Source organism: Oceanicaulis sp. LC35, assembly GCF_052055585.1.
In the GTDB taxonomy this organism is placed as follows: domain Bacteria; phylum Pseudomonadota; class Alphaproteobacteria; order Caulobacterales; family Maricaulaceae; genus Oceanicaulis.
This window is the reverse complement of record NZ_CP170485.1, coordinates 2,510,773-2,537,292: the sequence shown is the minus strand read 5'-3', so window position 1 is coordinate 2,537,292 and position 26,520 is coordinate 2,510,773. Positions and strand designations below refer to the sequence as shown.

Genomic DNA, 26,520 nt, shown 5'->3' with positions numbered 1-26,520 from the left:
CCATGTCGTCTGACGAAAACATCGTGGCGCGCATCTGGCGCTATATCGGCGCGTTCCAGCACGGAATTCTGCGCCTTTTCGGGATCTTCCTGATCCTCTTCTTGCTGATCGCCTTCATCGGCAGCCTGTTCTCCAATGACGATTTCGACATGGCCGACAGCGGCGTGCTGATCTTCGCACCGGAAGGTCCGATCGTGGAGGAACCCACCACCATCTCGCCCAATGACGCCTTCACGGCGTCGCTGCTGGGCGGCGGCCCGGGCTCTGAAGTGCTGCTCAGCGATGTGGTCGAGGGTCTGCGTCACGCGACCGAAGATGACGACGTCACCACCATCGTGATGAATCTGGAGCGCTTTGGCGGCGGCTATCCCGCAGCCCTGCACCAGGTCGCGCACGAGATGGACGCCTTCCGCGAAGCCGGCAAGGAGATCATCGTCTACGGCGATAATTACTCCATGAGTGGGTACTTCCTGGCGGCCCATGCCAGCCAGGTCTATCTGCACGATATGGGCGGGGCGAGTGTGAACGGCTATGCCGTGTATCGCACCTTCTTCCGCTCGCTGCTGGAGCGTCTGCACGTCACCGTGAACGTCTATCGGGTCGGCACCTTCAAGTCCGCACTCGAGCCTTATCTGGGCGACGGCATGTCCGAGCCGGCGGCGGAAGCGAACCGCTATGTCTTCGGCGATATCTGGAACGCCTATCAGGATAGCGTGGAAGCGGCGCGCGGCCTGTCGGACGGCGCCTTGCAGGACTATGCCGACCAGTTCCCCGAGCTGCTGGTCGCTAATGGCGGCGATACCGCGGCTGTGGCGCAGAACCAGGGCCTGGTGGATGAAGTGATCGGACGCGGCGCCTATCGCGATCTGCTGGAAGAGCGCTTTGGCCGGGATGATGGCGAGGATTCTCTCGGCTTTGTGGCCAGCGATTTCTTTGACTATGTCGAAGCCAATCGCGAGTTCGACCTGCTGCCGAGCGACAAGATCGTCGTGATCAAGGCTGTGGGCGGCATTGTGGACGGCAATGGCGATGGCGGCGTGATCGGCGGCGACCAGCATGCCGAGCTGATCCGCCGGGCGCGTCTGGATGACGATGTCCGCGCCATCGTGCTGCGCATCGATTCAGGCGGCGGTTCGGCCTTTGCGTCCGAACTGATCCGGGAAGAGCTGGAAATGGCGCGCCTGGAAGGCAAGATCGTCATCGCCTCCATGGGCGGTGTGGCGGCCTCGGGCGGCTACTGGATCGCGACCCCGGCCCATGAAATCTGGGCCGAGCCGACCACCATCACCGGCTCGATCGGCATTTTCGGCTTTATCCCGACCTTTGAGGACAGCCTGGCCGAGATCGGCGTTTATGAAGACGGCATCGCGCTCACCGAGACGGCGCGTCAGCCCAGCCCGACGGGCGGCGTCACCGATGAGTGGGACATCATCCTGCAATCGTCGATCGAGAACGGCTATGAGCGCTTCCTGTCCATCGTGGCGGAATCGCGCAACATGACCCGCGATCAGGTCGACGCCGTGGCCCAGGGCCGCATCTGGACCGGCCAGCAAGCCTATGATCGCGGTCTGGTGGACCAGATTGGCGGCTATGATGAGGCCATCGCCGCCGCGGCTGCACGCGCGGGTCTGGAAGAGGGCGATTACCGCGTCATCGAATTCCGTGACGAGGTGGATCCCTTCCACCAGTTCCTGGAAATGTTCGGTTCGAGCGCCAGCACTGCCTTGTTTGGCGAAGGCCTGTTGGGCACGGGCCTTCTGGCCGACATGGCCAGCGACGTGCAGGACGAGATCGAGACCATCAACATGATGAACGATCCCAACGGCGTTTACGCCACCTGCTTTGAATGCTCGGCCTATCGCCAATAGGCGCGGCCAGATCTGAAACGGGAAGGCCCGGCTGGTTCAGCCGGGCCTTTTTCATGGTCAGTCCTGAAATTGCGCGCGAAGCCAGTGCAGGAATTTTCGGACCTTGCTCGATTGCAAGACCTCTTCACGGCCCACGATCTTGTAGGCGGGGCCCTTGAGCTGCATCACAGGGCCCACCGGAACCAGCAGATGCCTCTGGATCAGAAGGCTCAGCAGATGCGGGCTGCCCAGAAGCACGCCCTGTCCCGCCAATGCGCACTGAACCGCAAACTGCTCATCCTCGAAGGCGCGTTCATTGGCGATCTTGAACGGTGCGCCGGCCGGTTCTGACAGGTCTCGCCAACCGGGCGCACTCCCGATCGGCATGCGCCATTGCGGGGTCAGAAGGTCCATGCTGCGTCCCGCCAGCGCCTTGTCCCTGAGGGCGGGCGTGGCGAAGGCCCCGAATGCATCCTCGACCAGCACCTCCTCACCCGCACGGATCGGGCCGTAGCGAATGGCGAGATCAATCCCGGTCGAGCGTTTGAGATCCACGGGCGCGTAGGAGGTCTCGATCTGGAGGCTCAGACCGGGAAGGTCTTCTTCAAGACGGGCCAGCCGGGGCGCTAGCCACAGGCTGGCGAAAGCGGGCGTCACTGACAGGGTGATGCGGCCTGACCGGGGTTTGAGCGCCTCCAGCGCGGCATCGATCTGCCTGAACGCGCCAGACAGGCGCTCGGCCAGTTCTTGGCCCTCAAGCGTGGCGGTCACGCCTCGCGGGGACCGGACCAGCAAGGACAGGCCCAACTGGCCCTCCAGCGCCTTGATGGCGTGAGACAGCGCCGTCGGCGTCACCCCCAGCTCTTGCGCGGCGCGGGCCAGGGTTCCGTGCCGGGCGGCGGCTTCAAAGGCCCGAAGTCCCCGGTGTGAGGTCTGTAATGACATGAGAAAATCTCATCTCTGGCTGAAGTCATCTCTATAGCGCGCCCGCGTGATATGGGGAAATTCAAAAGCCTCTTTCAATTTCGACAGTCCAAGAGGTGAATATTATGCAGGTCCTGAGAGTAGATGCGAGCGTCCGCAAGGATGGCTCGCTCAGCCGCGCCATCGGAGACGCCTTCATGGAAGCGCTGACAAAAGCTCATCCCGAGCTTGAGCTGACCAAGCGTGATGTGGGCGTGAACCCGCCGCCGATCATTACGTCCGACTGGGTGGCGGCGGCCTTTACGCCAGAGGCGCAGCGCAGCAAGGCGCAGTCACAGCTTTTGGCGCTGAGTGACCAGGCCATCGCCGAATTGCGCCAGGCCGAGATCATCCTGATCACCGCGCCCATGTATAATTACGGCATGCCGGCGGGGCTGAAAGCGTGGGTCGATAGCGTCGTGCGCAAGGACCAGACCTTCACTTTCGATCTGGCGCGCGGTGATTTCCCGCTGGAGCCCGTCCTGTCAGGCAAGACGCTCGTTCTGGCCACGGCCTGGGGCGAGTTCGGATTTGAGCCGGGCGGCGTCAGGGACGGGCAGGGCCATCTGGTGGGTCATGTGAAGGCGGTGTCGGGCTATCTGGGCGCGAGCCGGGTCGAGCATGTGGGCGTTGAGTATCAGGAATTCGCCGACGACCGTTTTGAAGCAAGCATGAAGGCGGCGCTTGAGCGCGCGAGAGCGCTGGGTGCGAGCTTTTAAAAGAAAAAGCCCGGAAGCAGCGCTTCCGGGCTTTTCTGTTTGTGGAGGGAACAGCGCCTAGCGCTTGGACTGCTCGCACAGATTCATGAAGCGCTGGCGCAGTTCGGCGTTCGCCTTGAACTCGCCGCGGAACATGGTGGTGATCGTGGAGACGTTCGGGTGGTGCACGCCGCGGGTGGTCATGCACTGGTGCTTGGCGTCCACGAAGATAGCGACGCCCAGCGGGCTCATCGCTTCCTCGATCGCATCGGCGATCTGGGCGGTCATTGTCTCCTGCGTTTGAAGACGCTTGGAGAAGGCCTCGACCACCTTGGCGATCTTGGAGATGCCGACGACGGCGCGGTCGGGCAGATAGGCGACGCAGGCCGTGCCCAGGATCGGCGCCATATGGTGCTCGCAGTGCGATTCCACATCGATATGGGTCAGCATGACCATGTCGTCATAGCCCTGCACGTCCTCGAAGCGCTTGCCGAGGATTTTGTGCGGGTCTTCGTCATAGCCGCGGAACCAGTCGTTATAGGCGTTCACGACGCGCTTGGGCGTTTCCAGAAGGCCTTCACGGCGGGGGTCGTCACCAGCCCAGCGCAACAGGGTGCGCACAGCTTCTTCAGCTTCTTCACGGGTCGGGCGAACGATGGCGTCCTCAGGGAGGTTGGCCAGGGTTTCTTTGTCAGTCATGGCGTCCATGATTGGCGGATCCTTTCGTTGACGGGCGCCGCCCTGAAAATGAGCAGGACGACGAAGTACCGGTTTCCGGATCCAGCAGGGCGGGACGGGGAAGCCGTCGGCGCGCGCCGGGTCTAGATGTTATCCTCCGGGAAGCGGTTTCATCCGCATCCGACGCTTAGGTAGTTTCAGGCTTTGAAATGTCCAATGCCGTAAGAAGTCTTTTTCCCAAGCGGTCGACGTTGTAGACCGGCGCCCTAGTGCAACGCAAATCCCTGCGCTGCGCTCAGACTTTGGAAAAGTTCAGATGACCGTCCTCACGCTTTATGACACCGCCGCGCGCAAGAAGCGCGACTTCGTTCCGATCGATGCCGACCGGGTGACGATGTATGTGTGTGGCCCGACGGTCTATTCCGAAGCCCATATTGGCAATTTCCGTCCGCCGGTCGCGTTTGACGTGCTGTTCCGTCTGCTCCGTCACGTCTATGGCGCGGAGCATGTGGTCTATGCGCGCAACATCACGGACGTGGATGACAAGATCAACGCCGCGGCTGCTGAGGCTGGCGTTGATATTTCCGTGATCACCGACAAATACGCGGCGATCTACCGCGAGGACAGTGCGGCGCTGAACATCACACCGCCCTCGCTCGAGCCGGCGGCGACCGCGCACATGCCGCAAATGATCACCATGATCGAGAAGCTGATCGCAGATGGCTTCGCCTATGCCGCCGAAGGCCATGTGCTGTTCTCGGTCAGCTCCTATGACAAGTATGGCAAGCTGTCGGGCCGCTCGGTGGACGACATGATCGCAGGCGCGCGCGTGGAAGTGGCCCCCTACAAGAAGGACCCGGCTGACTTCGTGCTGTGGAAGCCCTCAAAGCCGGGCGAGCCGGAATGGGAGGCCCCGTTCGGCAATGGTCGTCCGGGCTGGCACCTTGAGTGCTCGGCCATGATCGAGGCCAATCTGGGTGAGACCATCGATATTCATGGCGGCGGCGGCGATCTCGTCTTCCCGCACCATGAAAACGAAGTGGCCCAGTCGGTTTGCGCCCATGACGGCGCGCCTTTGGCGAACTACTGGCTGCACAACGGCTTTCTGTCGATGGCGTCAGAGAAGATGTCCAAATCGCTGGGCAATGTGATCAAGCCCAACGACCTTCTGCAAAATGGCGTGAAGGGCGAGGTGATCCGCTATGCCCTGATGACCGGCCATTACCGTGCGCCGCTCGACTGGAACGCCAAGCTTCTGGAAAACACCCAGCGGTCCATGGACCGGCTTTATGGCATGCTGCGGCGCCTGAACGGGGTTGAGGCGGCTGAGGTCGATGTGCCCGAAGCGGTGATGAACGCGCTGCTGGATGATCTCAATACGCCCAAGGCGCTGGCGGCCTTGTTTGAAATCGCCGGTCGCGCCAACAAGGCCGACAGCGGAGCCGAGCAGGCCCGGGCCAAGGGCGAGCTTCTGGCGGCGGGGCGTCTTCTGGGGCTGTTTGATCAGGATCCGGACGCCTGGTTCGGTCTGGATATGGTCGATGAAGCGCTGCGCGCGGAGATCGACCAGCTGCTGGCCGAACGCCTCGCGGCGCGTCAGGCCAAGGATTTTGAAAAGGCGGACGCCATTCGCGAAATTCTCAACGCCAAGAATGTCCAGGTGGATGACGGGCCGGAAGGGGCCGTCTGGCGGCTTAAGGGCTGACATCTTGAAACTGGCCGCCCGCGTGCGGACATAACCGCCATGAGCGACATCTACACCAATGACCTTCTGGAGCTGGCGGCCGATATTCCCCATATCGGCCGCCTCTCCGATCCCGATGGCAGCGCCCACAAGGTGTCGCGCATTTGCGGATCCGAGCTGACGCTGGATTTGAAGGTCGTGGACGGTCGCATCGCTGATCTGGGGCTTGAGGTGAAAGCCTGCGCCCTGGGGCAGGCCAGCGCCAGCGTGTTCGCCCGCGCGGCCATCGGCGCGGATCTGGACGAAATTCGCGCCACACGCGAAGCGCTCAGGGTGATGCTGAAAGAGGAAGGGGCGGCGCCGAATGGTCGCTTTTCCGCCCTTAAGGCGCTTCAACCCGCCGCATCATACAGACAGCGTCATGGCTCCATAATGCTGGCCTTTGACGCGGCTGTTGAGGCGTTTGAGGCGGCTCTGCCGCAACGTTGACAATTCCGAAGTCCGCTTGGGCGAAATTTGGATTGATCGTGTGTAAGACTGGGCCTCTAATGTGCGAACGAGCTGGAATAACACGTTTGCCGACTCGCGTGGGGCTGGTACTGCTCCGCGCCTATCAGATCGGACTGTCTCCGGTGCTGTACGCGCTAGGCGTGCGGTGCCGTCATGAGCCCAGTTGCTCCAATTACGCCGTTGGTTGCGTGAGAGAGCAGGGTTTGTGGCGAGGCTCCTGGCTGGCGGCGGGTCGCGTTCTGCGATGCCGACCGGGCGGGACCTGGGGATATGATCCGGCTCCGCCGCCGCGTCGTGAAACGGCATGGTGGAAAGTCTGGGCGCTACGCGAGGGGCCGGCGCGCGACAAAGAGGGCTACATCCTGTCGGCGAACGCCGCACCGGGGGATGAGTGAGCGGGGTAACGGACGTGGATCAGCCGGTCCGATCAGGGATTTCAGCCGTCATCGTGACCTTCCGTACGGGTGACGTCCTGCTCGAGTGCGTGGATTCCGTGCTCGCCGCCAGTGATGTGGACGAGCTGGTTCTGGTCAATCACGACAATCCGCCTGAAATGGTTGAAGCGCTGGAACAGCGCGCCCGTCATGACGCCCGCCTGCGACTGATCCATACCGGCGCCAATCTGGGGTTCTCCAGAGGCTGCAATATCGGCGCGCAATCGGCGCGCGGCGAAGCCCTGCTTTTTCTCAACCCTGATGCCGTGCTCAAGCCGGGCGACGCCAGCCAGATGCTCAAGGCCCTGCAGGGGCGGACCGAACCCGCCATTGTGGGCGCGCGTCTGATCGGTCCGGACGGCAAGGAACAACGCGGCGGCCGACGGGGCGCGCTGACGCTGGGCTCGGCGCTGACGGGGTTCCTGGGGCTGTCGTGCGAGTTTCATCGCGAGCATGAGCCGCTGCCCTCCAAGCCGGTCGCCATGCCGACGGTCTCCGGCGCCGCGATGCTGATGACCCGGCGCGGATTTGAGCGCCTTGAAGGCTTTGATGAAGGCTATTTCCTGCATGTCGAGGATATCGACATTTGCAAGCGCGCCCGTGATGCGGGCGGTGAAGTGATCTTCGAGCCGCGGGTGGAAATCGCCCATGTGGGCTCCACCTCCAAGATCAGCCAGGTCAAGGTCGAGGTCTTCAAGGCGCTGGGCCTGGCGCGCTATTTCACCCTGCATGGCGGGGTGATCGGCCCGCTGCAGGGCTTTGTGCTGGGGCCGGTGTTTCTGGTGGGCGCGGTGATGCGCTCACTCCTGTTGCAGCTCCAGGCCCGGACCGCGGGCAAGCTGCCGGCGTCCGAGCTCTAGAACCTTGGCCTGATCCTATTTGCGTGTGGTCTGCTGCGGACCGTAATTGCCGTCGGTGACATAGACCTGCGCCGGGCCGCCCATGCGGCGGTTCAGGCTGCCCACATAGACGATGTATTCGCCCCGATCGGCGCTCGTAAAGGTCAGGCCCGGATTGAGCCCCCAGGCGTCGTCATTGCAGGCCCAGCTTCCATCGGGCAGGCGGACGGCGAGGGTGGCGTCAAAGTCAGCGCCCGCCGAGATCGAGAAGGGCGCATCCCCGCCATTGCGGCGATTGACCACAAGCGTGGGCTCCTGAGTCGCGTGACCCGGACACTCCATGCTGGCCTGGGACAGCGGCAGTTCGGGGGTGACGTGCACATCAACCTGTTCTTCATTGCCGCGACCCGCTCGGAAGTTGATGCGGCCGTAATGGGGGCGTTGATCAGGGCGCAGTGGAATGCGCTCGACAGAGCGTTGAGTGTTCACGCCCGCAATCGCGCCGATGACATCCTGCAAGCCTTGTTCAAGCGCGTTCCGCGCGCCCGGGAACGGGGTCGAGCTGATGCTGACAGTGGCGGGCAGTTCGCCGGCGTCATAGGCGCCAACCCAGACCTGATACGCGCCGCGTTCGGCGAACGGCACCGGAATGACCGGATCAAAGCCGATGGCGTCATCACTGCACAGCCATTGGCCAGAGGGCGTGTGCAGGATCATCGTTGTGTCGCCCCGCGAAGTCGCGCGCACATGAAACTCGCCCTCGCGCCGCGAATAGCGGATCGTCACTGTGGGCTCGGCGGTGATGCCGCCTGCGCAGCCATTGAGCTCGGGGATGGACTGGGCGCGGATCAGACCGCCGGCCTGCACCTCCCGGTCAATCACCTCTTCCCCGAAATTCCGGCCCAGCGTGATCTCGCCAGAGAGTGGCCGCGCGCGCATCTCCAAACCCTCGGGGCCGGACGGGCCGCCACAGGCGCTCAGCGCCATTGCGCTCACGGTCAGAGCCAGAAGCTGGATGCTGGTGCGTGTCATGGCGCTCTCCCAAGCTGGACATCAAACAGATGCAGGCACGATAGGGCGCGTGGATGAACACAAGATGACCGTCCCGCATGGGCCGGGTTGGGTAATACCTGAATTAATTCTATAGGTTAACGTGGCGGAAACGGGCCGGCCTTGGACAGGGCGGATTCAATCGGGTGTTTGAGCGCGACCTGTTCGAGCCAGTGGGCGGTCTCGATCATCCTGTCCAGATCAATGCCGGTGCTGAAGCCGCCGCGTTCGAGCATGTAGACCACGTCCTCGGTCGCCACATTCCCGGTCGCTTTCGGGGCGAACGGGCAGCCGCCAATCCCGCCCGCCGAGGCGTCGATCACGTCCACGCCCGCTTCGACCGCGGCGAAGACATTGGCGATGGCGGTGTTGCGGGTGTTGTGAAAATGAAGGCGCAGGTGCGCTTTCGGCGCGGCCTCGCGCACAATGCCGACGGCTTTCTGAACCTGCCAGGGCGTCGCGACGCCGATGGTGTCACCGAGGGCGATTTCCTGCGCACCCGCCGCGGCGGCACGGCTGGCCAGCTCGCCCAGAATGGCCGGGTCCACCTCGCCATCAAACGGATCGCCAAAGGCGACCGAGATAGTGGCGGACAACGGAATGGCCGCGTCATGGGCCAGCACCGCGATGCGATCCAGAAGGTCGGCGGTGTCCTGAGGCGTGGCGTTCTGATTGGCTCTGCCAAAGCCTTCAGAGGCGACCATCACATAGTTGATCTCATCGCACCGGGACTCGATCGCCTGGCGCATGCCGCGCTCATTGAGCGCCAGCCCGATGAAAGACACGCCGCGATCGCGCGGGACTTGCGCCATCACCTCGATGGAATCCGCCATTTTGGGCACGGCCTTGGGATTGACGAAGCTCGCCGCCTCCATGCGCTTGACGCCGGTTTCGATCAGTCGCTCGATGAATTCGAGCTTCACAGACGTGTCCAGCAGCACCGGGTCGTTCTGAAGCCCGTCGCGCGGGCCGACTTCCACAATCTCGATCGGGCGGCTCATGGCGTACTCCCTGAAGGCTCGGCGTCAGCAGGGCTGCAGCCGGTCGCGGCGATCAGCAAAACCGTGCCCTCGCCGCGTGAATAGTTGAACCCGTCCACCAGCCGCACCGCGCAGGCGCGCTGTATCATCGGACGAAGCATATGGGCCGCCTGATCGCTCCAGCGGCTGAGGTCAAACACGTAAAGTCGCGGGGAGTAGAAATCGAGGTCCCCGCTCGCGAGTTCCGCAGTGATCTCGTCCGCATCACGCAGGATCACGTCCCCATGTGTCAGGAAGACAAAGCTGGGCTCGGTATAGGTTGAAATGAGCGGGGCGTCCGGAACCAGCTCACGCAGATCGACAACGTGCTCGACCGCTTGTCCGGACGGAAACAGGAGTGTGGCGGAAGGAGCGACCACGCCCCGACCCAGCCCGTGCCAGCTCAAGCCCATCACGACCAGCCCGATCAAGGCCAGATCATAGCGCCGCATATAGAGCGCGAAGGTCGCGGCCAGCCCGCAGACCAGCATGATTCCGGTTACGAGATAGGCCGCCCAGAGCGCGCCGTGAAAGCGGACGCCAAGAGCGATCAGCACGCCTGCCGCCAGAAGACCGCCCAGCGTCAGAAGACCCAGTCCAAGCAAGCGCCAACGGCGTTCCACCCGGCCCCAGCGCACAAAGCCCAGCCCGGCGACCACGGCGAGGGCGGGATAGATCGGCAAGGAATAGTGCGGCAGCTTGGTTGGCATGAGCTCGATCAGGAGCCAGGCGGGCGCAATGAAGGCGACCAGCAGGCGCGCCGCCTGAGCGTCGGGCGTTTGTTCACGCCAGTCCTTGATCAGGCTCGCAATCCCGGCGGGCAGGCTGACTATGGCGGGCAGAAATAGGATGGGCAGCAGCAGCAGGTGACTGCCCGGCGGCGCGCCATGGCCTTCATGACCGGACGTGACCTTGGGGGCCATGTCTCCGCCGAGCGCTTCGGACAGGAAGGTTCCGCCTGACACGATCTGAACGCCAATCAGCCAGGGCAGGATGATCAGGGCCGCCAGCAGCGGGCCGGGCCAGTAGAAGAACACCTTCAGCCAGATCACGCGCCGTTCGATGGCGCAAAGCGCCAGCACAGCCAGGCCCATCATGAGCGGGGCCACCGGGCCCTTGATGAGGGCGGCGAGCGCCACGAACACCCACATCAGCACCGCCCATTTGCGGCGTTTGCCGGGCGTTTCCGCCAGCCAGACCTCCACCAGCGACAGCACGCTCAGCCCGGTCATGGCCGCCAGCATGGCGTCGGTCTTGGCGATGCCGCCCTCGCTGGCGAGCAGCAGCGTCACCGAGACCAGCGCGCCGGCGAACACGCCCGTGCGATGATCATAGAGCCGTCGCCCGATCCAGAACGCGCTCAACGCCGCCAGCACGGCCCCGAGCACTGAGGGCAGACGATAGGTCCAGATCTCACGCGCTTCGGGTCCGGTGGTGACGGCGACGGTCAGGCTCTGCAGCCAGTAGATGCCGATGGGCTTTTTGTGGCGGGGCTGATCCTGGAAGCGGATGTCCACAAAATCGCCGGTCTCGACCATTTGCGCGCTGGCTTGCGCAAAGCGCGCTTCATCGCGGTCGAGCACGGGCAGGGTGAACACGCCCGCAAGGCTCGCAAGGAGCGCCAGCAGGGCGATGAACAGGCTGGCCCGTTCGGTGTTTATCAGGCGGTCTTGCAACGACATGAACGGCCCGCAGACAGGAAAACAGAAAAAGGTCGTGCGTCTGTCTCAATAATCGGTATGAAACGCGGCGAGATATTCTTCAAGCAAGTCCGTCCAAGACGAAGCGTTTCATGACTGATCCCCGCCCAGAGCTGAGCATTATCGCCCCCATGCACAATGAGGCGGGCAATGCCGCGCGCCTTGTGGAAGAGATTTATGGCGTTCTCAAGGATCGCTCGCACGAGATCGTGATCATCAATGACGCCAGTACGGACGGCACCCTGTCCGAGCTGATCGCGGCCAAGGACGCCATTCCGACCCTGCGCATCGTCGCCCATCACAAGAATGCCGGCCAGTCGCGCGCCATCCGCACTGGCGTTCTGGCCTCCAGGGCGCCGATCGTGTGCATGCTGGATGGCGATGGCCAGAACCCGCCGGCGGACATCCCCACGCTTGTGGACGCGCTGATGGCCGAGCCGGAAACTACCGGCATGGTGGCGGGCCGCCGGGTCGGTCGCCAGGACAGCGAATGGAAGAAGACGGCGTCTCGCATCGGCAATGGCGTGCGCAAGGCGCTGCTCAATGACGACGCCGATGATACCGGCTGCGGTCTCAAGGCCTTCCGCCGTGAGGCTTATTTGCTTCTGCCCTTCTTTGATCACCAGCATCGTTTCCTCCCCGCCCTCATGAAGCGCGAAGGCTTTCACGTGGAGTTCCGGGATGTGGGCCACAGGTCACGCGTCGCGGGACAATCGAAATATACCAATCTGGGTCGCCTTTTCGCCTCTTTGAGCGATATGTTAGGTATAATGTGGCTCAACAGCCGTGCGCGTCAGCCCGGCGGCTGGGACGAGATCTAGAAGGCTCCGGTCCTGACCGGCGCCGGTAGTGGACGGGCGACGGGGATAGGAGACCGGTCATGGTCGATTCTACGGGTTCAGGTGTTGCTGTGGGGCTCGCCAGCTCTGAAGCGCAGGTTCAACAGAGCGGGGGGCTCAACATGTTCACGATTTTTCCGAAATTGCTCATTCCCATGGCGGTCTACGCCCTGGTGGCCTACAGCGACGCCTTCTTCGGCGCTGAAGGCGCGTCCATGCTGACCAACGCCCTGTTCACCCTGGGCCTGCCCAGCGGCGAATGGGCGGTGTCTGCAGCCGACCTCATCCTGACGCTGGCTCTGGTCATGCTGTTCATCGAGATGATCGGTTCGGCCAGCTCGGGCACGTCGTCCCTGCTCAATCACGGTCTGTCCATGGCGACCCTGCTGGTGGGCATCCTGCTCTTCTTGCTGGTGCCGGTCTTTGCGACCTCCACCTTCTTCCTTCTGATCGTAATGGCGCTGCTGGATGTTGTGGCCGGTTTCACCGTGACCGCGATCTCGGCCCGCCGCGACCTCGGCGCGGGCTAGACCCTTCGTCCTCGACGCAAACAAACGGCCGGCTCGAAGTTCGAGCCGGCCGTTTTCGTTTCCGTCCTGGTGCAGGATTTAGTCCTTGGGCGTCCAGGCGAAGGCCGCGAACGGCGCGTCCACCGGGGTGTGGGCGACATGGTTGGTGAAGTTGGACATGACCTTCTGGCTGTAGCCCAGGATCACTTCGAGCACATTGCGCCGGGTGAAGCCCGCATCATAGAAATCCTGCAAGTCTGCGTCAGACATCACGCCATGCTGGCGGATCAGCTTCAGCGTGAAGGTGCGCAGCGCTTCCAGACGGGCATCCGGCAGCGGCGTTTCATTGCGCAGGGCTTCGTTGATGGCGTCGTCCACCTTCATCGACTTGGCGATGAAGGAGTGGGCCGGCACGCAATAATGGCACTGGTTTTCGACATTGATCGTCTGCCAGACCACGGTCAGCTCTTCGGCGTTGAAGCTGGTGTTCTGAAACAGGGTGTGCACGCGCTGATAGGCGTCCAGCAGTTCCGGAGATTCCGCCATCACGGCGTGAAGGCCCGGCACCATGCCGAAGGCTTTCAGGGAGTTCTCCAGAAGCGGCTTGGCGGCTTCAGGCGCCGTCTCGGCGGTGTGCAGGGTGAACGCGGTCATGGCGGGATCCTTTCGCTTGGCCCGGGCTTGTCGGGCAGGCGAGAGCTAGGGGTCTTTGAGTGATCACTCAATAAATAATTTGAGCAATCACTCAAATGTGAGCTAGGCTGTGAGGGCTATCCCGTAATAGACTCCCTGCAAAAGAAGGGGCGCCCGTATGCAACGAGCCAAACCGTATGATCGCGATGAAGCGTTGAAAGCCGCTCAGGATCTGTTCTGGCGCAAGGGCTATCACGCGACCTCGCTCAAGGATCTCGAGGTGGCCTTGCACATGAAGCCGGGCAGCATCTATGCGGCCTTTCAAAGCAAACACGCGCTCTATCTGACCTGTCTGGAGCGGTATTTCGACGAGACGGTGAACGATCTGACGGCGCGTCTTGAGGCGTCCAACTCCGTGCTGGAGGCGCTGGCGGGATTTGTCCGCGCGTTTGGCAAGGAGCATCTGGCCAGTGAGACGCCCGTGCGGGTCTGCATGCTGGTCAAAACGGCGCTGGATGCGACCGAGGACGAGCCTGAGCTGCGTGACCGGGCGCAAGCCTATCTTCTGAATATGCGTGAGGCGTTCGAGGCGTGTTTTCGCAAGGCGCAGCAGGCGGGGGAGCTGTCGACGGATCACGATCCGGCGCAGCTGGCTGTTAATCTGCAGGCGGATATCACCGCAATCCGGATCGAGGCCCATCAGACGGGCGGATCCATAACCACCGCCTGGCTGGCGAACCGCAAGGCGCAGGACGTGCTCGCATTGCGGCAGGGACCTGCCCACTAGTCGGTGCGTCTCAGATCATCACGAACAGGAACGCCAGAACCCAGACACCGTCCCAGACCGGGCTGAAGCGGTGCTGGATGTTCTCAAGCGTGAACAGCGCGCTCATGCCGAACGCTCCCAGGAGCGACCGGGGGCGGGCTGGCTCAGCGCCTGGGCGCTGTCATAGGCGCGGGCATAGCGGGCGCGTTCGCTGGCGTCTGCGCGCAGGCCGCGGCGCGGATTGGGAAAGTCTGCCTGAACCTGAACGCCGGAGGCGCTGGTGGCGCGGTCGATGGCCGGTTCAGCGGTCTGGTCGGTCCGGCGACGGCCGCGGCGATCGGTCTGGGCGGACGCGCGACGCTCATCGCGCCGGTCCTCGGAGCGGTGCGCCGGTTGCGCCTGAACCGTCCGGGATGAGGCCGGGGCGGGCAGCGCCAGACGGCGCGGAGAATTGGAGCCAGAAACAAACATGGCCTGAACCGAGCAAGGTCCAGGCCAGGTTTAACGCTTCGTTTACGTCTCTAAACGCACCATTAACCGTGATGGTGGTTCAGAACGGCACGCGTCACTCCTTGGAGGCCAGCTGATCGAGCTTCTGGCGCATGGCGTCGAGTTCGGCGCGCAGGGCCTGCACGTCATCGGTCTTGGCGGCCGGCTCCTGTGAAGGCGCGCCGGGCATGTCGCCCATGGAGGCGCCGGTGGAGAAGGGCGTGAACATGGACATGGCCTGCTGGAACATCGCCATATTGCGCTTGGCCTGCTCTTCCAGCATCGCCATCGAGCCGCCGCCCATGGCTTCGCCCATCGCGCCCGCCATCTTGTCACGCATGGCCTGATGCTGGCGGGCGAACGTCTCCATCGACATCTGCAGATAGCTGGGCACCATCGATTGCATGGAGTCGCCGTAAAAGGAGATCAGCTGTCGCAGGAACTCGACCGGAAGCAGAGTTTCGCCCTTGGACTCTTCCTCGAAGATGATCTGGGCCAGAACGCCCCGCGTCAGATCGTCTCCTGACTTGGCGTCGATCACCTTGAAGTCACGCCCTTCGCGGACCAGCTCCCGCAAATGGTCGAGCGTCACATATCGGCTGGCTGACGTGTCATAGAGCCGCCGGTTTGCATATTTCTTGATGATTACGACGTCTGACGTCTTGGTCTCGGTCACGCGTTGTCCTCCCTGCGATCCCTGTCTCTTGCTTCGAACTCCCCGGAACAACCGGCTCGACTCGCGTACAAATCGACGTCATTAATCAAGTACGGCGCGGAGGCTCGAAGGCAGGCGCTCACATCGTGATTGCTGCGAGCGCCATATTGTTATGCTGCGCAGCATAACCCGAGTTAGGGCCAAAGGACAAAGGGGAAATCGAGATGCGGCGGACAGCTTTGGTGACAGGCGGAACGCGGGGAATTGGTCGTGCAATTTCAGTCGCCTTGAAGAATGCTGGCTACGCCGTCGGCGCGAACTATTGCGGCAATGATTCTGTCGCAGCGCAGTTCACCGAAGAAACCGGCATCCCCGCTTTCAAATGGTCAGTCGCCGATTACAACGCATGCGCAGAAGGCATAAGGCAGGTCGAAGAGGCGCTCGGCCCCGTCGATATTCTGGTCAATAACGCCGGCATCACCCGCGATGCGCCGTTCCACAAGATGACGCCAGAGCAATGGCGCGAAGTGATCGACACCAATCTCAACGGCGTCTTCAACATGACCCACCCGGTCTGGCCGGGCATGCGTGATCGCGGCTTTGGCCGGGTCATCACCATTTCCTCGATCAATGGTCAGAAAGGCCAGTTCGCCCAGGCGAACTATTCCGCGTCCAAGGCGGGCGATCTGGGCTTCACCAGGGCGCTCGCCCAGGAGGGTGCGCGCAAGGGCGTGACCGTCAATGCGATCTGCCCGGGCTATGTGGCGACCGAAATGGTGATGGCGGTGCCGGAGGAGATCCGCAATCAGATCATCTCGACCATTCCGGCCGGCCGTCTGGGTGAGCCTGAGGAGATCGCCCGATGCGTGGTCTTCCTGGCGTCTGACGAGGCCAGCTTCATTACGGGCGCCACGCTGACGGCCAATGGCGGGCAGTATATGACCTGAGGGCCACAGCTGGGCCCTGACCGCAGACAGGCCGCGCTTGCGCCTCGAAATCGCCGTGAAGCGGATTACACTGTGCTTTCATGAAACGTGGAATTTTCGCCCTTCTTGTTCTCAGCGTCGGCCTTTGCGCGCTTGGAACCGGAGAAGGCTTCGCACAGAGCAACCCGTTCCGGCGCATGCTGGGGCAGGAAATCCAGACCGTCGAGCGTTCGCTGTGGTTCGAGCGCGCGGATGGTCGTGGCGGCTTCACCTTTGACCGCTCCGCCTCCATGCCGCTCATCCGCGCTGATGACGATGACGAGATTCTGGCGGTCCATCAGGTGCGTGCTTCGGGCGGCGGTGAAATCTGGATCACCGATACCGGCCGCATGTTGCTGCGCCAGTCCAATCTGGGCGGCTGGACCTATTTCCCGACCGATCGTCCTGACGGCGTGATCGTCGAGCCTGTGGGGCAGGCGCAGCCTCTGGCCGCCGAACCCATGGATGGCGAAGCGCTGGAGCGGGCGGCGTCGGAAATGGCGCACGCACTGGCGCAGATTTCACGTCAGGAAGTCCTGGCGGAGCTGACCGCGCTCGACCCCGAGGGAAACGCCTATATGGCCGATGCCATGCGCATGGTGCGCCGGGGCGCCGATCTGGCGCCGCGCCGGTCGGTCCGCGATCTTGAAGTGGTCCGTCTGGGCGTGGCTGAAGCCCCGCAGGTCCGCTATGACGGTCAGGTTCTGGACGTGTCCATCGCGCCCGCTCTGGGGTATGGCGGGCGTCCAAGCTCGGCGCTTGTCCGGCGCAGTTTTGAAAGCCACACGCCCCGCTAGGGGGCGCCGTCCGGGCCGGGGCGCCAGTCTTCAGGCGCCAGCTCAAAGCCTTCAAATTCAAACCCGGGCGCAACGAGACAGCTGACCAGCGTCCAGGCGCCCAGTGATTCCGCGGTTTGCCAGGCATGGGCGGGGATGACCTGTTGCGGACGCTCGCCAGCGCGCAGATTGGGCCCCAGCCTTTGATGGCGGGCGGTGCGGGCGTCCTCGCTCCAGCTCAGAGATAGCGGCGCGCCGGCTTGCCAGAGCCAGGTCTCGGCGGCGTCCACCTTGTGCCAGCGCGAAACCTCGTCCGCCGCCAGCAGGAAATAGATGGCGGTGAAACGGGCGCGGCCATCCGGTCCGGGGCCATCGCGCCAGGTCTCGACATAGTGTCCGCCCTCGGGGTGCGGGGACATGTCGAGCATCCTGATGATTTCATTAACCCCCAGATCACCAGATATTGTCATGCTGTTTGCCTCTGGCTTGAAAATTGCAAAGCATTCTCAGAACAGAACAGGCACCGTCCATGTCCCAGAATACCTTTGGTAAGCTGAAATTGCTCAAATCGGGCGGCTCCACAAGCCGGGTCATGGATTTGTTGTCGATCAACGAGCGCGCGGGCGCGCTCGGACTGACCAGCAAGACGAGCATGTTCAACACCAAACGGCTGAACACCAGCTTCATTGTGAAACACACGCTTCGCCCCTGGGAGCGCGAGCAGGTCAGCGGCGCGCGTATTTCGGCGACCAAGATCATCATCCCGATGTCGGAGACCAATCTTGATTCCGGCGGGCACAGCATATTTGTCGAGGATCCGGGGCTGGCCGAGAAGCTGAGCACGCATCTGGGCGTGGCCAAGACGCTGCCCCGTTTCCGGGACGATATCGCGCGTCTGCGCGAGCTCTGCTCGCTGCCCTCCTTCGACCCGTATCTGCTCTATGATCATTTCCGTCGGTCCAAGCGCAAGGTCTCGGACGCCTACTTCCAGATGAGCGCTCAGGAAGTGAGCCAGATCAGCGAATTTGTCGCCGGGCAGATCAATCTTCTGGTCCGGCGCGCGCTCAACACGTCGCAGGACGGGTCGCTGACGCAGGCCCACCGTCTGGCGAATACATTGTTTGAAGACCATGAGTCGCCCAAGCTGGATGTGCTGCGCGATGCGTTGAGCATGACGCCGGACGAGTATCGTCTGAGCGTGAACGGTTGGAAGGGGACGCTGTACTATTGCTGGCGCGCCGGCGAATGCGGCAAGGATCTGGCGCGCTTCCTGACCGCGCTCAATGCGCTCAATCTGGGTCAGGTTCCGGCTGAAGACCGTGATGGCTTTCGACAGCTGGTTAGCAGTGTGACGGGCGAGGCGAAGCAGCGCTGGGCCCGCGTTCAGACCAAGCTGCAGCAATACCATGACCAGTTCTCGCGCTTTCTGGATCACGGCGATGGCGGCGCCCTGTCATCTTTCCTGAACGCGGCGCCGGACCTGTTTGTGGAAATGGGTGACGACATCAGCCGTATCCAGCATGTCTGCGCCTCCTGGCGTTTCTGGCAGGGGGATCGCAAGGCAGGCGAGTTGCCGGTGGCCGAAGCCCGCGCCCTGCTGCTCGATTATGATAGCGTGCTGGGCTTTGAAGAGCAGTCCAAGGCCGCCTGATCAGAAAGCATCCTTGCGGCGGCGCAGCTCCGCAAACACTTCGGCATCGCTGGCTGTCTGCAGGCCCAGCCGGGCGCGCAAGGCGTCATCATCCCAGCGTAGAAAGGGGTTCGCCTCGCATTCCGCGGCGAGCACGGTCGGGATGGTTGGCTGGCCCTGCGCGCGCCATTCATCCACCCGGCGGGCATAGCTTTGCAGGGCGGGATTGTCGGGATCGACGCTCAGCGCAAAGCGCGCATTGGCCTGGGTGTATTCATGAGCGCAATAGATCACCGTCTCTGGCGGCAGATTGCGCAGGCGCGCCAGGCCCGCCTGCATCTGCCGGGGCGTGCCCTCGAACATGCGGCCGCAGCCGAGCGCAAACAGGCTGTCGCCGACAAACGCCACCCCCGCTTCTTCAAACCAGTAGGCCACATGGCCCAGCGTGTGGCCGCCCACATCGATCACCTGGGCGGTGAGTTCGCCAAGCGTCACCACATCGCCTGCAATCACCGGCTGGTCGACATGACCAATGGTGGCGGTTTCCGCTTTCGGCGCGACCACGCGGGCGCCGGTGGCTTCGCGGATGGCGGTGTTGCCGCCGGCATGGTCCCAGTGATGGTGCGTGTTCCAGATCGCGCTGATCGGCCAGTCCAGCGTCTGGGCCTCTTCCAGGATGACGGCGGCTTCCGGTGTGTCGATCACTGCGGTTTCGCCCGTCTCCGAGCAGCGGATCAGATAGCCGTAATTGTCCTGAAGGCAGGGAAATTGCCGGATTTCAAGCGCCATCACGCTGTCTCCCATATGAGAAACCCCTTGCTGTCAGCCGGGGTCTTACCCTTATCCGGTCAAGAGCCTAGCATGGGCCCCGACCTGCTTTCCATGAGCTGACTGATGCGAACCGACGCGCTTGATATCGCCCGCTTCTACCGCACCCCGCCCGGCCGCGCCGCGCGCGACATGGTCCAGCGGCGCATTCAGGCCCTCTGGCCGAATGTGGCCGGGCTCGACATGCTCGGCTTCGGCTATGCGCCGCCTTATCTGGAACCCTTCCGTGAACAGGCCCGGCGGACGATCGCCTTCATGCCCGCCGCCCAGGGCGCGGTGCCCTGGCCATCACAAGGCGTGGGCCGGGGTGGTCTGAGCGTACTGGGGGATGAGCAACGTTTTGCGTTCAAGGAAGCCCTGTTTGACCGGGTCATTCTTGTGCACGCTCTGGAAGAAGCCTCCGATCCGTCGCGTCTGTTGCGCGAGGTCTGGCGGGTCATGGCCCCCGAAGGACGCTTGCTGGTGATCGCCGCACACAGGACGGGTCTGTGGTCGCGGGCGGATTCTACACCTTTTGGCCATGGTCGCCCGTTCAGCCGCAGCCAGCTGACAGGCTTGCTGGGCGACGCCCTGTTCGAGCCGGTCGCCTGGTCGCGCGCCCTGTTTGCGCCGCCCTGGCGTTTCACCTGTGGTCCGAAGACGGCGCAGGCTTTTGAAACCGCGGGCGAGCGGTTGTGGCCGGCCTTTGGCGGTCTCATTCTGAGCGAGGCGGTCAAGCATGTGGGCGCAGTGCGCGCCGGCGGCGCGACGCAGCGTGTGCGCAGAAAGGCGCTTGAAGGCGTCACAGGGCCCGCGCTATCTCCTCGGTCAGATCGCACACCGCATGAAGATGAGCAGAAAGGCGCACCATGACGCTCCAACCCCGTCCCGGTCTTCTCGACATCAAACCCTATGTACCGGGCGCTGCCGCTCCGGAAGGGGCGGTAAAGCTGTCCTCGAACGAGAACGCGCTGGGCTGCAGCCCCAAGGCGGCGGACGCGTTCAAGGCGGCGGCAAGCTCGCTTCATATCTATCCCGATGGCGGCGCGACCGAGTTGCGCGAAGCCATCGCGAAGATGGAAAGCCTCAAGGCGGATCAGATCGTCTGCGGCGCCGGCTCTGACGAGCTGCTGCAGCTGATCGGCAAGGCCTATCTCGCACCCGGCGACAAGGTCGTCCAAAGCCAGTACGGCTTTCTTGTCTATCGCCTGGTGGCGATGCAGTCCGGCGCCGAGATCGTGTCTGCGCCTGAAAAGAACTACACCGCTGATGTGGACGCGCTGATCGAGACGGCGGGCGATGACGCCAAGATCGTCTTCCTGGCCAACCCCAACAATCCCACCGGCACCTGGATTTCGGGTTCGGAGATCCGCCGCCTGCGCGAGGGGCTGCCCGCTTCCACGCTTCTGGTGATCGACTGTGCCTATGGCGAGTTTGTCGACGCGCCTGAATATGAAGACCCGCTGGCGCTGGTGAGCGAGTACGGCAATGTGGTCGTCACCCGCACCTTCTCGAAAATCCACGGCCTCGCCGGTCTGCGTCTGGGCTGGATGTATGGTCCCAAAGAGGTGGTGGATGTGATCCACCGCGTGCGCGGCCCGTTCAACGTCAACCTGCCCGCCATCGAGGCCGGGACCGCCGCCATTCAGGACCGGGACTTCCTGAAGAAGTCCAAGGAACACAATGACCAGTCATTGGCCTTCCTGACCCAGCAACTGGGCGGGCTGGGTTATGAGGTGACGCCGTCGGTGTGCAATTTTGTGCTGGTGCACTTCTCCGAAGCGCCGGGCAAGACCGCAGACGACGCCAACAAATATCTCGCCGAGCGCGGCCTGATCGTGCGCGGCGTGCAGCCTTATGGCCTGCCGAACGCCCTGCGCATTTCGGTGGGGCTAGAAGAGCATAACCGCGCCGTGGTCGACGCGCTGGAGGCTTTCGCCAAGGCGTAAGCGCTCCCAGGCGATGCACTCTAAAAAGCCCCGGACGCCTGGCGTCCGGGGCTTTTTTGTGAGCCTGAGGAGTGTCTAGTCCAGCGCGTTTACATTGCCGATACGGGCCGGGCCCAGAAACAGGCCGCCATCCTGCATCAGGAAGGGAAGGGCGATGCCCTCATCGCGGCGCGGCGCCATCATGGCGGCCAGCCGCAAGGCTGCCCCCTGTTCGTCATAGACCAAACGGGCATCCTCCAGCGCCGAGATCAGGCTTTCAGGATCAGACAGCACAACGCTCAACCGGCCTGCGGGGCGGACCTGGGAATCCAGCGTCACCTCGCCTGCGGCGGTCAGGACGGCGGGCCCCCAGTCCAGCCGGGTCTGGCGGATCACAAGGGAACCGCCGGCGCGGGACCAGGCCAGCGGATCGCCCGCCAGAGACAGCGTATCGAACTCGGTCAGAACGCTATCAAGGCGGAAAAGCTCGATCGTATCGCCAAAGGCGGTCGGAAGCGGTTCTTCGCTCTGGCTCTCGTCAAAACGCACGCCCTCGACCTCGAAACCGCTGATGAACTCGCCGGTTTCGGCCATGCGGCCATTCATGGCGAAGCGATCGATCGATCCGATCAGCGGTTCGGGACCACTCAGCGCGTCGATGGTCAGGGCGTTGATCTCGGCGCCGATCTGGCTGGTCATACCCTTGCGGGTGATCAGGCTGAACCGCGCCTTCTCGCTGGTCAGGGCGTATTGGGAGCGTTCGCCGTCAATCCGGGTGTCCAGAATGGCGTTGTGGCCCAGCGTGACGATCCAGTGGTCCAGATTATAGAATTGAGCACTGGCCGCGGCCGCGTCCAGGGAGATCCGCCAGCCGCCCTCGGTGACCGGCGCGCTGACGTCCGTTTCGCTCAGATGGATGGTGAAGCGGAAGGGATAGCCGCGCACTTTCAGGGTCGAATAGTCGATCACATACCCGGCTTCGACTTTGTCCTCGATCCAGGCCTCAGCGGCGGTGCGGATCTGGCCGGACATCATCACCCAGTAGATGGCGTGCACGACAATGAGCAGCGCCAGCGCGCCGAAGGGCAGGTACAGGCCGAGTCGGGAATGCGGGCGGTCGGAAGCGGATTTTGCGATCATGCCGCCGTCTCGTTCTGGACCGAAGCGGGCAGAAGGGCGTCCGAAGCGGTCTCGATCCGGGTTTGGAGTTCGGCCATGAAGGCGTCCTTGCTCAGGCCCGGTTCGATGGCGGGCAGGAATTCGACAATGATTACGCCGGGCTTGCGTACGAAACCATGGGGTGGCCAGTACAGACCTGAATTGAGCGCGACGGGCACGCAGGGCGTCTTCATGGCCTTGTATAGACCGACAACACCCGGTTTGTAGCTATCACTCTCACCCGGCTCCAGTCGCGTGCCCTGGGGGAAGATGACGACCTGACGGCCTTCCTCGGCGCGCTGGCTGGCCTGTTTGAGCATGTCGCGCAGGGCTTTGGCGCCGGCGGAGCGGTCCACCTTGATATTCTTGAGCTTCATGGCGTACCAGCCAAAGACCGGCAGGTAGGAGAGCTCTTTTTTCAGGATGATGGCGGGGTCATCCAGAATCGCCCAGAAAGCCAGCGTCTCGAACATGGACTGGTGCTTGGAAGCGATCAGCGCGCCGCCCTCGGGCAGGTGTTCGCGACCGCGCACTTCATAGCGAATGCCGCAGATCAGATGCAGGCCGCCAAAGACCAGCCACAGATACAGGCGCAGACAGGCTTTCACGCCGCGGCGCGGGCCCAGCAGCAACGGGGCGCAGACCAGCCCCATCACCATCATCACCCCGTACATCCAGACTACGAAAATCGCTGACCTGATTGCGGCCACGGACCTCTCCCCCATCGTTCAGATGGCTTAAAGCGTGCGAACGCGCTCGCGTCCATAGACGGCGGCGTATTTTACGTACTCCACCAGCCAGCGCCGGGCTTCATGACCGCCGCTCCACGGCGCCGGAGCGGGCACGCCATAGGCGACCAGTTGCATATCTGGCATGGCCGATTGCAACTCCAGCAGGGCGCGCGGCATGTGATAGTCGCTGGTGACGACAATGATCCGGTCATAGCCGTGCCGCCGCGCCCAGGCGGCGGTCTCGGCGGCGTTGCCGATGGTGTCGGCGGCCTGAAGGCCGAAATCCACGCAGCACTCGAACAGGGCCTGCGAGGCGCCCGCCGCAGCGGCGATGTCCGCCGGCGGGCTGTCCGGATTGACCCCGGAGATCAGCAGGCGGCGCCCGGACCCCTCCTGCAAAAGGGCGGCGGCGGTGCTGACCCGGTTGGGGCCGCCTGTCAGGACGACAATGGCTTGCCCCTGAACCGAAGCGTCCGGGGTGAACGTGCGGGCCTGACGCACAAACAGGGCAAAGCCCACCACGAAGGCGGTCAGAAGGATGAAGGCGGTGAGCCTGAGAAACCGCCCGCCGCTCATGACCATCGCGCCTTCAGATCACTGGCGACGGCGGTGCGCGCCGCGACCGCTGCGATCAACGCCGCGATGAGCGCCGCAAGGGGCGGGATCATCAGTGCGCTCCAGCCCAGCTCCAGGGTTGGCACGAAGAACAATCCGCCCGAGGCTGCTCCGGCCTGCGCCAGTCCAAGGGCTGCAAGGGCGGCAGCAATAGAGCCGGTCAGGCCCGATTTGAGGCCCAGAAAGAAAAACCGTTCCTGAAACAGGCCGGTGACATAGCGGTCCGGCGCGCCCACCAGATGCAGGGCTTCAGCCACATCCCACCGCGCTGCAAGCGAGGCGCGGGCCGCGAAGGCCACCACGGCTGCTGCGGCCACTGTCAGCAGCAGAACCAGCCCCAGGGCGAAATAGCGCACGGCATTGGCGGCGCGTTGCACGGCGTCTTCCCAGCGCTGATGGTCATCGACCAGAATTTCATAGGGCTCGTCCGCCAGGAGCGCCTCGATCGCACCGTCCGCAGGCGGGGTTTCGGCATCGATTTGCACCGCCACCAGCCGGGGAATGGGCAGGTCTTCGGGCAGGTCGGCCGAGCCCAGCCAGGGGCTGACCAGACGCTCGGCCTCGGCCCGGTCCATAGCGATGACGCCGGTCACGCCGGGCAGGCGGGCGATGGCTTCGGCGGCGGCGACCGCGTCCGCATCGGCATCGCGGCCTTCGCCGGGAATAATCTGAACGGTGATCTCGGCGGTCAGCTGATCCGTCCAGCCATCGGCGGCCCGCCAGGCGCCCGCCGCGCCAAAGGCGGACAGACAGGCGAGGAACACCAGAATCGCCGCCACGGCGAAGAGCGGCCGGTCGCGCCCCGAATCAGGAGGAAGCAGGGGCGCAACACGTTGGGATTTGGACTTGTCCTGGCTCATGCGGCGCGCACCTTGCCCACCAGACGGCCTTCGGACAACTCCAGCACCGGCGCATTCAGGCTGTTCACCAGGGTCAGATCATGGGTCGCCATCAGGATGGTCGCGCCCAGACGGTTCAGCTCCACAAACAGGCGCAGCAGGCGCCGCGCCATTTCCGGGTCCACATTGCCCGTGGGTTCGTCGGCGATCAGAAGGTCCGGCTTGGAGATCACCGCGCGCGCAATCGCAGCGCGTTGCTGTTCCCCGCCAGACAGGGTGGAGGGGAAGGCGTCCATGCGTTCGCCCAGTCCGACCCAGGCCAGAAGCTCGGCCACATCCTCGGCATAGCTGGATCGCGCTTGCCCCGCGACGCGCAGCGGCAGGGCCACATTGTCAAAGACAGTCAGGTGATCAAGCAGGCGAAAGTCTTGAAAAACGACGCCAATCCGTCGCCGCAGGGCGGGCAGGGCTTCGCGCGACATCAAGGACGCATCCTGGCCGAACAGGCTGATCAGCCCGCGTGACGGGCGCTCGGCGCGATAAATAAGTCGCAGCAGTGAAGACTTTCCCGCGCCGGACGGTCCGGTGAGGAAATGGAAACTTCCGCTTGGTAACTCAAAGCTTAGGTCGCTGAGCACTTCGGGCCCCCGACCATAGCGCATGCCCACGGAATCAAAGCGCACAGCCGTATCAAAGGCTTTTGCGTTTGGAGCCGGATCGTTCGGGTTTGAGCTCATGGGTCTGGCGTACCGCAGCTTGGCGTGAATTCGAAGTCGACTATGCAGGACAAGCGAGGCGTCCGTCCATGATCGTGACCTGTCCCAGCTGCGAGGCAAAGTATCGCGTGAACGCGGATGCTCTGGCGGCCCGCGGCAACAAGGTGAAGTGCGCGGCCTGCGCACACTCCTGGGTCGTCGAGGATGAGGGGCTGACGCTGAGCGAGCCGGTTGAGTCCGCGTTCGAGGCCGCGCCTGCTGCGTCTGCTGCTGCGCCTGAACCCGAGGCGGAACCCGCGCCCTCCATTCGTGAGAAACCGGCCGCCGCCGTACGCGCGCGCGCCGAACAGCAACGTCTCAAACAACGCAAGGCCGTTGAGGGCGCAGGCTGGGCAGGCGTCGCCGCCTGTGTCGCCGTGGCGCTGGTCGGCGCAGTGATCTTCCGCGTCAACATCGTGCAGACCTGGCCGCGCACCGCCGGCGCCTATGCGGTGGTGGGCATGGACATCAATCCCTACGGGCTCGAGGTCGGCATGCTGACCGCCAGCTTTGAAGAGGGGGGGCTGTTCGTTGAGGGCGTGCTTGAGAACATTACCCGCGGTGAGCGCCCGACCGTGCCGCTGAGCGCGCGGGTGCTGGATTCACACGGCGTCGTGCTGAGCAGCTGGCCCGTGGCGCTGGAAGCCGCGGCCCTGCCGGGCGGGGGAGCGGAACGCTTCTACACCACGCTTGAAGACGTGCCGGAAGGCGCGGTTCGGGTCGAAGTGATCATCGCTGAAGAGGGCGCCGAGACGGCGGAACCGGCGCACCATGACGCTGCAGCTGAGTCACATGACGCTCCGGCGGCCCATCATGACGCCGCGCCGTCCCATGATGACGGGCATGGCGCTGACGATCATTCCGGGGATCATGCCGCCCCTGCCGAGACGCATCACGAGGCGGCGCCGTCTCATGATGATCATGGCTCTGCCGGGCATGGCGCAGCGGCGTCAGACCATGGCGACAGCCATGATGCGCCTCATGCCAGCGACCATCACTAGCG

The 26,520-nt window shown here is 63.6% G+C and carries 30 protein-coding genes; 15 read left to right on the top strand and 15 right to left on the bottom strand.

Going from position 1 to position 26,520, the window contains the following annotated elements; all coding sequences use genetic code 11:
- Positions 1-2 precede the first annotated feature (2 nt).
- A complete protein-coding gene (gene sppA, locus ACFELO_RS12145) occupies positions 3-1,868 on the top strand; it encodes a signal peptide peptidase SppA (protein WP_440958027.1) in 1,866 nt (621 codons plus the stop codon).
- 57 nt (positions 1,869-1,925) lie between these two features.
- On the opposite strand, the gene ACFELO_RS12140 is transcribed toward sppA, so the two are convergent.
- The gene (locus ACFELO_RS12140) at positions 1,926-2,792 is read right to left on the bottom strand and encodes a LysR substrate-binding domain-containing protein (protein ID WP_440958026.1); all 867 of its coding nucleotides are present in this window, start codon (positions 2,790-2,792) and stop codon (positions 1,926-1,928) included.
- Positions 2,793-2,896: 104 nt separating this feature from the next.
- Here ACFELO_RS12140 and ACFELO_RS12135 point away from each other — a divergent pair, with 104 nt between their 5' ends.
- A complete protein-coding gene (locus tag ACFELO_RS12135; protein WP_440958025.1) occupies positions 2,897-3,529 on the top strand; it encodes an FMN-dependent NADH-azoreductase in 633 nt (210 codons plus the stop codon).
- Between the two features lie 57 nt (positions 3,530-3,586).
- Here the strand turns inward: ACFELO_RS12135 and folE are convergent, their stop codons facing one another.
- Positions 3,587-4,216: a GTP cyclohydrolase I FolE gene (gene folE / locus ACFELO_RS12130; RefSeq protein WP_440958024.1), complete on the bottom strand. Its 630-nt coding sequence runs from the start codon at positions 4,214-4,216 to the stop codon at positions 3,587-3,589.
- A 286-nt stretch (positions 4,217-4,502) separates the two neighbouring features.
- Here folE and cysS point away from each other — a divergent pair, with 286 nt between their 5' ends.
- Genes cysS through ACFELO_RS12110 form a run of 4 tightly spaced genes read left to right on the top strand, consistent with a single transcriptional unit; the run spans position 4,503 to position 7,674 of the window.
- The gene (cysS, locus tag ACFELO_RS12125; protein WP_440958023.1) at positions 4,503-5,891 is read left to right on the top strand and encodes a cysteine--tRNA ligase; all 1,389 of its coding nucleotides are present in this window, start codon (positions 4,503-4,505) and stop codon (positions 5,889-5,891) included.
- Between the two features lie 39 nt (positions 5,892-5,930).
- On the top strand, positions 5,931-6,359 hold the full coding sequence (locus ACFELO_RS12120) for an iron-sulfur cluster assembly scaffold protein (RefSeq protein WP_440958022.1): 429 nt from the start codon (positions 5,931-5,933) through the stop codon (positions 6,357-6,359).
- Positions 6,360-6,418: 59 nt separating this feature from the next.
- Positions 6,419-6,775, top strand: coding sequence for a membrane protein insertion efficiency factor YidD (yidD, locus tag ACFELO_RS12115; protein ID WP_440958021.1), 357 nt, complete (start codon positions 6,419-6,421; stop codon positions 6,773-6,775).
- The gene (locus ACFELO_RS12110; protein WP_440958020.1) at positions 6,772-7,674 is read left to right on the top strand and encodes a glycosyltransferase family 2 protein; all 903 of its coding nucleotides are present in this window, start codon (positions 6,772-6,774) and stop codon (positions 7,672-7,674) included. The genes yidD and ACFELO_RS12110 overlap by 4 nt, the downstream gene beginning before the upstream one ends.
- A gap of 15 nt (positions 7,675-7,689) precedes the next feature.
- Here ACFELO_RS12110 and ACFELO_RS12105 read toward each other — a convergent pair whose 3' ends face one another.
- The 3 genes from ACFELO_RS12105 to ACFELO_RS12095 all read right to left on the bottom strand — a co-directional run bounded on the left by ACFELO_RS12105 (position 7,690) and on the right by ACFELO_RS12095 (position 11,404).
- Complete coding sequence (locus ACFELO_RS12105) at positions 7,690-8,685, bottom strand: hypothetical protein (protein WP_440958019.1); 996 nt, start codon at positions 8,683-8,685, stop codon at positions 7,690-7,692.
- 116 nt (positions 8,686-8,801) lie between these two features.
- Positions 8,802-9,704, bottom strand: coding sequence for a hydroxymethylglutaryl-CoA lyase (locus tag ACFELO_RS12100; protein WP_440958018.1), 903 nt, complete (start codon positions 9,702-9,704; stop codon positions 8,802-8,804).
- On the bottom strand, positions 9,701-11,404 hold the full coding sequence (locus ACFELO_RS12095; protein WP_440958017.1) for an ArnT family glycosyltransferase: 1,704 nt from the start codon (positions 11,402-11,404) through the stop codon (positions 9,701-9,703). The genes ACFELO_RS12100 and ACFELO_RS12095 overlap by 4 nt, the downstream gene beginning before the upstream one ends.
- 110 nt (positions 11,405-11,514) lie before the next feature.
- Here ACFELO_RS12095 and ACFELO_RS12090 point away from each other — a divergent pair, with 110 nt between their 5' ends.
- Together ACFELO_RS12090 and ACFELO_RS12085 are read left to right on the top strand one after the other, a co-directional pair.
- Positions 11,515-12,243, top strand: a complete 729-nt coding sequence (locus tag ACFELO_RS12090) for a glycosyltransferase family 2 protein (protein ID WP_440958016.1) — start codon at positions 11,515-11,517, stop codon at positions 12,241-12,243.
- Between the two features lie 59 nt (positions 12,244-12,302).
- On the top strand, positions 12,303-12,791 hold the full coding sequence (locus ACFELO_RS12085; RefSeq protein ID WP_440958015.1) for a hypothetical protein: 489 nt from the start codon (positions 12,303-12,305) through the stop codon (positions 12,789-12,791).
- A gap of 78 nt (positions 12,792-12,869) precedes the next feature.
- Here ACFELO_RS12085 and ACFELO_RS12080 read toward each other — a convergent pair whose 3' ends face one another.
- Positions 12,870-13,424: a carboxymuconolactone decarboxylase family protein gene (locus tag ACFELO_RS12080; RefSeq protein WP_440958014.1), complete on the bottom strand. Its 555-nt coding sequence runs from the start codon at positions 13,422-13,424 to the stop codon at positions 12,870-12,872.
- A gap of 157 nt (positions 13,425-13,581) precedes the next feature.
- On the opposite strand from ACFELO_RS12080, the gene ACFELO_RS12075 reads away from it, so the two are divergent.
- Positions 13,582-14,190, top strand: a complete 609-nt coding sequence (locus ACFELO_RS12075; RefSeq protein ID WP_440958013.1) for a TetR/AcrR family transcriptional regulator — start codon at positions 13,582-13,584, stop codon at positions 14,188-14,190.
- A 102-nt stretch (positions 14,191-14,292) separates the two neighbouring features.
- On the opposite strand, the gene ACFELO_RS12070 is transcribed toward ACFELO_RS12075, so the two are convergent.
- Both ACFELO_RS12070 and phaR read right to left on the bottom strand, forming a co-directional pair.
- Positions 14,293-14,640 carry a hypothetical protein gene (locus ACFELO_RS12070; protein ID WP_440958012.1) on the bottom strand — a complete coding sequence of 116 codons (348 nt, stop codon included), beginning with the start codon at positions 14,638-14,640 and terminating at the stop codon, positions 14,293-14,295.
- Between the two features lie 94 nt (positions 14,641-14,734).
- A complete protein-coding gene (gene phaR, locus ACFELO_RS12065) occupies positions 14,735-15,334 on the bottom strand; it encodes a polyhydroxyalkanoate synthesis repressor PhaR (RefSeq protein ID WP_440958011.1) in 600 nt (199 codons plus the stop codon).
- A 203-nt stretch (positions 15,335-15,537) separates the two neighbouring features.
- On the opposite strand from phaR, the gene ACFELO_RS12060 reads away from it, so the two are divergent.
- Positions 15,538-16,260 (top strand): beta-ketoacyl-ACP reductase, encoded by a 723-nt coding sequence (locus ACFELO_RS12060; RefSeq protein WP_440958010.1) that lies wholly within the window; start codon positions 15,538-15,540, stop codon positions 16,258-16,260.
- Between the two features lie 80 nt (positions 16,261-16,340).
- Complete coding sequence (locus tag ACFELO_RS12055; protein WP_440958009.1) at positions 16,341-17,075, top strand: DUF4908 domain-containing protein; 735 nt, start codon at positions 16,341-16,343, stop codon at positions 17,073-17,075.
- On the opposite strand, the gene ACFELO_RS12050 is transcribed toward ACFELO_RS12055, so the two are convergent.
- A complete protein-coding gene (locus tag ACFELO_RS12050; RefSeq protein WP_440958008.1) occupies positions 17,072-17,524 on the bottom strand; it encodes a cupin domain-containing protein in 453 nt (150 codons plus the stop codon). The genes ACFELO_RS12055 and ACFELO_RS12050 overlap by 4 nt on opposite strands.
- A gap of 59 nt (positions 17,525-17,583) precedes the next feature.
- Between ACFELO_RS12050 and ACFELO_RS12045 the strand changes: the two genes are divergently transcribed.
- Complete coding sequence (locus ACFELO_RS12045; RefSeq protein WP_440958007.1) at positions 17,584-18,705, top strand: hypothetical protein; 1,122 nt, start codon at positions 17,584-17,586, stop codon at positions 18,703-18,705.
- On the opposite strand, the gene gloB is transcribed toward ACFELO_RS12045, so the two are convergent.
- Complete coding sequence (gloB, locus tag ACFELO_RS12040) at positions 18,706-19,473, bottom strand: hydroxyacylglutathione hydrolase (RefSeq protein WP_440959923.1); 768 nt, start codon at positions 19,471-19,473, stop codon at positions 18,706-18,708.
- A gap of 105 nt (positions 19,474-19,578) precedes the next feature.
- Here gloB and ACFELO_RS12035 point away from each other — a divergent pair, with 105 nt between their 5' ends.
- Both ACFELO_RS12035 and hisC read left to right on the top strand, forming a co-directional pair.
- Positions 19,579-20,364 carry a class I SAM-dependent methyltransferase gene (locus ACFELO_RS12035; RefSeq protein WP_440958006.1) on the top strand — a complete coding sequence of 262 codons (786 nt, stop codon included), beginning with the start codon at positions 19,579-19,581 and terminating at the stop codon, positions 20,362-20,364.
- Positions 20,361-21,440 carry a histidinol-phosphate transaminase gene (gene hisC / locus ACFELO_RS12030; protein WP_440958005.1) on the top strand — a complete coding sequence of 360 codons (1,080 nt, stop codon included), beginning with the start codon at positions 20,361-20,363 and terminating at the stop codon, positions 21,438-21,440. Before ACFELO_RS12035 ends, hisC begins: the two co-directional genes overlap by 4 nt.
- 75 nt (positions 21,441-21,515) lie before the next feature.
- Here hisC and ACFELO_RS12025 read toward each other — a convergent pair whose 3' ends face one another.
- Genes ACFELO_RS12025 through ftsE form a run of 5 tightly spaced genes read right to left on the bottom strand, consistent with a single transcriptional unit; the run spans position 21,516 to position 25,499 of the window.
- Positions 21,516-22,559, bottom strand: a complete 1,044-nt coding sequence (locus tag ACFELO_RS12025; RefSeq protein WP_440958004.1) for a DUF2125 domain-containing protein — start codon at positions 22,557-22,559, stop codon at positions 21,516-21,518.
- Positions 22,556-23,287 carry a lysophospholipid acyltransferase family protein gene (locus ACFELO_RS12020; protein ID WP_440958003.1) on the bottom strand — a complete coding sequence of 244 codons (732 nt, stop codon included), beginning with the start codon at positions 23,285-23,287 and terminating at the stop codon, positions 22,556-22,558. The genes ACFELO_RS12025 and ACFELO_RS12020 overlap by 4 nt, the downstream gene beginning before the upstream one ends.
- Positions 23,288-23,314: 27 nt before the next feature.
- On the bottom strand, positions 23,315-23,884 hold the full coding sequence (locus tag ACFELO_RS12015) for a YdcF family protein (RefSeq protein WP_440958002.1): 570 nt from the start codon (positions 23,882-23,884) through the stop codon (positions 23,315-23,317).
- On the bottom strand, positions 23,881-24,783 hold the full coding sequence (locus tag ACFELO_RS12010) for a cell division protein FtsX (protein WP_440958001.1): 903 nt from the start codon (positions 24,781-24,783) through the stop codon (positions 23,881-23,883). Before ACFELO_RS12010 ends, ACFELO_RS12015 begins: the two co-directional genes overlap by 4 nt.
- A complete protein-coding gene (gene ftsE / locus ACFELO_RS12005) occupies positions 24,780-25,499 on the bottom strand; it encodes a cell division ATP-binding protein FtsE (protein WP_440958000.1) in 720 nt (239 codons plus the stop codon). Before ftsE ends, ACFELO_RS12010 begins: the two co-directional genes overlap by 4 nt.
- A 68-nt stretch (positions 25,500-25,567) precedes the next feature.
- Between ftsE and ACFELO_RS12000 the strand changes: the two genes are divergently transcribed.
- Positions 25,568-26,518 (top strand): zinc-ribbon domain-containing protein, encoded by a 951-nt coding sequence (locus ACFELO_RS12000; protein ID WP_440957999.1) that lies wholly within the window; start codon positions 25,568-25,570, stop codon positions 26,516-26,518.
- The last annotated feature ends 2 nt before the right edge of the window (positions 26,519-26,520 follow it).